The 713-nt window shown below is 63.8% G+C and carries 1 protein-coding gene; it reads left to right on the top strand.

The features are described 5' to 3' along the window. Nucleotides 1-135: 135 nt before the first annotated feature. A partial coding sequence (locus LNV06_RS22510) for a phage integrase N-terminal SAM-like domain-containing protein (RefSeq protein ID WP_505190992.1) occupies nucleotides 136-713 on the top strand: 578 nt, incomplete at its 3' end.

Below are 713 nucleotides of genomic sequence, written 5' to 3'. Positions count from 1 at the left end.
ATGCTCAGTCCGACAATCACTCCTGCGGGGGGAGCCAGGCCGGTTGCTCGCGGCCTTCTTCGGCCACCGCCGACTCAACTGCCGCCGCTGCAGTCGGTCAAGCTGCTCGACCAGGTCCGTGAGCGGATCCGCTACTTGCACTACAGCCGCCGTACCGAAGAGGCCTATGTGCACTGGTGTCGGGCCTTCATCCGCTTCCACGGCATTCGCCACCCGGCAGAGATGGGCGGCCCAGAGGTGGAGGTGTACCTGAGCTGGCTTTCGAACGAACGCGAGGTGGCGGTGTCAACCCATCGCCAGGCCCTGTCGGCATTGCTGTTCCTCTATGGCAAGGTGCTGGGCATGTCTTTGCCGTGGATGGCGGAAATTGGCCGCCCTCAGGTCAAACGACGCCTGCCGGTGGTTTTAAGCCAAGCCGAAGTGCTGGCTGTACTTGACCACCTGGAGGGGACCCATCGCCTGCTGGCTCAGGTGCTCTATGGCACGGGCATGCGGATCACCGAGGCACTGCAGCTTCGGGTGAAGGATCTGGACTTCGACCATGGCGCTGTCATCGTTCGTGAGGGCAAAGGCGGCAAGGACCGGGTGGTCATGTTGCCGCAGAGCCTGGACCAGGCTCTGCGGCAGCAGCTCAATGCGGCTCGTTCGATCTGGATGCAAGACCAGGAGGCCGGTCGGAGCGGCGTGTCCATGCCGGATGCGCTGGAGCGCAA

The sequence above is a fragment of the Paucibacter sp. Y2R2-4 genome, assembly GCF_025717535.1.
Lineage (GTDB): Bacteria > Pseudomonadota > Gammaproteobacteria > Burkholderiales > Burkholderiaceae_C > Paucibacter_A.
The sequence above is the reverse complement of the archived record's forward strand: the minus strand, read 5'-3'. Positions and strand labels throughout refer to the sequence as shown.